Source organism: Carboxydocella sporoproducens DSM 16521, assembly GCF_900167165.1.
Taxonomy (GTDB): Bacteria; Bacillota.
Genome location: NZ_FUXM01000072.1, coordinates 1 through 2935, shown reverse-complemented (window position 1 = coordinate 2935; position 2935 = coordinate 1). Strand labels below are relative to the sequence as shown.

General features: G+C 48.1%; 5 protein-coding genes. 2 read left to right on the top strand and 3 right to left on the bottom strand.

The genetic code is table 11. The features are described from left to right. Positions 1-648: 648 nt before the first annotated feature. The 3 genes from B5D20_RS13440 to B5D20_RS13755 are packed head-to-tail and all read right to left on the bottom strand — an operon-like array spanning position 649 to position 1973. Entirely contained in the window at positions 649-1041 is a 393-nt protein-coding gene (locus tag B5D20_RS13440) for a hypothetical protein (protein ID WP_078666702.1), read from the bottom strand. Then, positions 1038-1667 carry a hypothetical protein gene (locus B5D20_RS13435; RefSeq protein ID WP_078666701.1) on the bottom strand — a complete coding sequence of 210 codons (630 nt, stop codon included), beginning with the start codon at positions 1665-1667 and terminating at the stop codon, positions 1038-1040. Before B5D20_RS13435 ends, B5D20_RS13440 begins: the two co-directional genes overlap by 4 nt. Before the next feature lie 18 nt (positions 1668-1685). Then, the gene (locus tag B5D20_RS13755; RefSeq protein ID WP_079933026.1) at positions 1686-1973 is read right to left on the bottom strand and encodes a hypothetical protein; all 288 of its coding nucleotides are present in this window, start codon (positions 1971-1973) and stop codon (positions 1686-1688) included. A gap of 569 nt (positions 1974-2542) precedes the next feature. Here B5D20_RS13755 and B5D20_RS14335 point away from each other — a divergent pair. Then, positions 2543-2827 carry a transposase zinc-binding domain-containing protein gene (locus B5D20_RS14335; RefSeq protein WP_078666699.1) on the top strand — a complete coding sequence of 95 codons (285 nt, stop codon included), beginning with the start codon at positions 2543-2545 and terminating at the stop codon, positions 2825-2827. A gap of 39 nt (positions 2828-2866) precedes the next feature. Then, the coding region (locus B5D20_RS14330; protein ID WP_200803519.1) for a transposase at positions 2867-2935 on the top strand (69 nt) is incomplete at its 3' end.

Below are 2935 nucleotides of genomic sequence, written 5' to 3'. Positions count from 1 at the left end.
GCAAAGTTGACCACTCTACAGCTGGAGCGTTAGAGGTAATCGAGCATTATGGTGTTCTTGGCAAGATATTAGCTTATGGAATTGCAGGACATCATTGTGGACTTCCTGATTGGGGAAGCTATGTGGATGAATCTTCTTTGGAAGGAGCATTCCTGTAATGAAACATGGGGAGGTTTGAGCAAATGAAAAACTCCTGATAACGTGAGGATGTCAAGCTGAACAGCACCACGAATATCAGGAGGTTGTATCACCATGATAGCACAAAATCGCGAACTTACCACCATCAAAGATTCCACGCTCATCGTAGCCGTTGACATTGTGTCCCAGCAACACGTTGTACGAGAGATTAATTGGTGCGGGCATATTCTACACAGGACAGGTTCCATGCCAGACATACACGGAAACTCCCTCGGTTGCTTTGGGACCAAGGGAGTTTCTTTATAATCAGCGTATTCCTACTGTCCTTTTTAACGGAACTGTGAGTGGCGGGAGTAATCTTTACAAGTTGGTCGGTCGGTGTAAATGTAAGTCAGTTACTCATGAGACGGAGACAGTCTAAGTTTGCGGTAAAAGGGTCGTATGATTTTTCCTAGGTGAGCGGATTGCTTCCGCACACTCCGCGTTACTGGTTGATAGCGGTCAGTTTGCCTAAAAGAAGAATGTTCCTGGTTGGAGGGAGAGTTGCCCCCTTTGATCATAGATGACCCACGGGCGGTACGCGAACGGCAATGACATAGCGGAATATCCATTTATTTCCAGCGTGAAGAGGCAGATACCACCATAGGGACCCAGCAAAGCGGTCTGGATACCTACCGCCATCTCTTTGGGTTCAGGGATTGGTGGTTGGAGCCAACTGTGTACATAGACGGTCTGGCCTACGGCGTTGTACCACCGTTGTGTCAATTCCACTTCGAAGTCAGATTCCAGAACGATCAGGGCAAGTACATGAGAATGACCACTGTGACAGCCCTTTGATGAAAGGGGAACTTCTTGTTCTCTTTTGGTCACAGCAATGTGGGCGGACCAGATAGTGAAACTCATAGTGGCCAGTCCCGCCCTTGCAGGGTGCGAAGTTGGAAACCATATTTGAGGCCGAGTTCGGTCACGATAGGGAGGAAGTCTTTTTCTCCTGGGAGGTTGATCTCTAAAATGCCCCCGTCTCCTTCCAGGTGCAGAAGTCCTTGGCAAAGGGGCGGAAATCGTTCTGTCTCTGTTGCAATTCGAAAGTATTGGATAGGCCCGTCGCTCTCAGAGAGAAGGTTGATGTAAAGAAGTCCCATCTCGGCAATCTCGTCCAATAAAAAATCCCGGAGAAGTCCTGAACTAGCTTTGGTGGCAGGTAGGTATCCTGCAAGTCGAACCAGCTTCTGATTCGTGGGTTCACTGCATACCAGCACTTGACCGCCAGCTGCCACGATTTCATCTCCATACCAGTTTCGCTCTGGCACAACCTGAATGAGTAAAAGACCAAGGGGTGCTGAACCGCCGAGACGTTGAATCAGCTCGACTACGAGGTTCCTCCAGCTTGGGTGCTGGGAATGTCTTAGGGGAACTCCAAGCACGAGCGATATCCAGTTCGGTGCAATTGGATCATCTAACTCATAAATCAGTTCGATCGGTGCTTCCGGCATAGTGATATTTCTGTTTTTCCGCAAAATCGTCCCCATAAATTGGTTCCTCCTTTGTTACCGCTTCATCAGCCATTCTCCCAATTTTGAACCGCCAACTGCTCCTCCAACGGCTCCGCCCACTGCTCCAACAAACCCGCCTATAGCCGTGCCCACCCCAGGCACAATCATCGAACCCAGGGACGCACCGGCCATTCCGCCGACCTCAGCTCCAGCCAAAGCGCCGGCCCATCCGCCTGCTGCTCGACCCACTGCTTGCTTAGTATGGTCGCCAATCTTGTTTCCGTCAGCCTTGTAACCCTGATAAATCTCATAGGCATCCAGGGCGGCACCGGCTGCCACCAAGGCTCGACTGGCGCCCTTGAGGCCTTGAGCGATTTCACCGGCATGACTGGCCGCCTTGTAAGCCGCCTCGGGAATCGGCTTGTGATCTAACCCAAATTTGTCCGGTTTTACGTTAATATGGGGGAATTTTGGATTGCCATGGGGCTTGTCGATTCGAAAGACGGGAGTACCGACCGGCTTGCCGTCCTTAATACGACCGGCCGTAGTGTCTCGTATTGAAAGGACCGTGGCCCCGAGATGTCGTGTGTCCCATTCATACTTGGTTCCCTTCAGCGGGTCTCGGCTGATAGAAGTGGCTGCGCCCTTTACGACCGACGGCCCGGTCGATGAACGGGAGTTGCTCTCTCTTGACTGAAGTGAGTGCGTGCTGCGGTTATAGTAATAAGCTCCTCTCAATTCAGCTTCTCGATGCGCGGCATTTGACAAACACCTCCAATTATCTCACAAAAATTTTATGTAATTTTTACTATATTTTACAACTATATTTGTACTTTTTCAATGTTTAGGAAATTATGCTTTAAGGCTTGATGTGGATAACTTAGGGTGTTAAGGTAGAAATATGAGAGCGCATGAGAAAGAAAATAAAGTACGGTTATGCAGAATACATATGTACTAATTGTACCGGGAGCAAGAAAAAGAAAGTAGCATTTACATGTAAGAGTAGATTTTGTAATCGATGTGGAAAAGTTTATATAGAAAAGTGGGTAGAAAAACAAACAGAACGGATATTAGAAATAGGGCATAGACATATGGTATTTACCGTTCCAGAAGAATTAAGGGTGATGTTTTACCGTAACCGAGATTGGCTAAAAGACCTGAGTGATAAAGCAGCAGAAGTAATTCAGTATTGGTAGCGGGAGAAAGGCAGGAAAAGAGGGTATGAAGTCGGGGCAATAGCAGTAATACATACCTTTGGAAGGGACTTGAAATTTAATCCGCATGTTCATGTTCTGGTAACCGAA

Coding starts and splice junctions, on each gene's coding strand:
- B5D20_RS14335 (WP_078666699.1), top strand. CDS start 2,543: ATGAGAAAGAAAATAAAGTACGGTTATGCAGAATACATATGTACTAAT.
- B5D20_RS13440 (WP_078666702.1), bottom strand. CDS start 1,041: ATGAGTTTCACTATCTGGTCCGCCCACATTGCTGTGACCAAAAGAGAA.
- B5D20_RS13435 (WP_078666701.1), bottom strand. CDS start 1,667: ATGGGGACGATTTTGCGGAAAAACAGAAATATCACTATGCCGGAAGCA.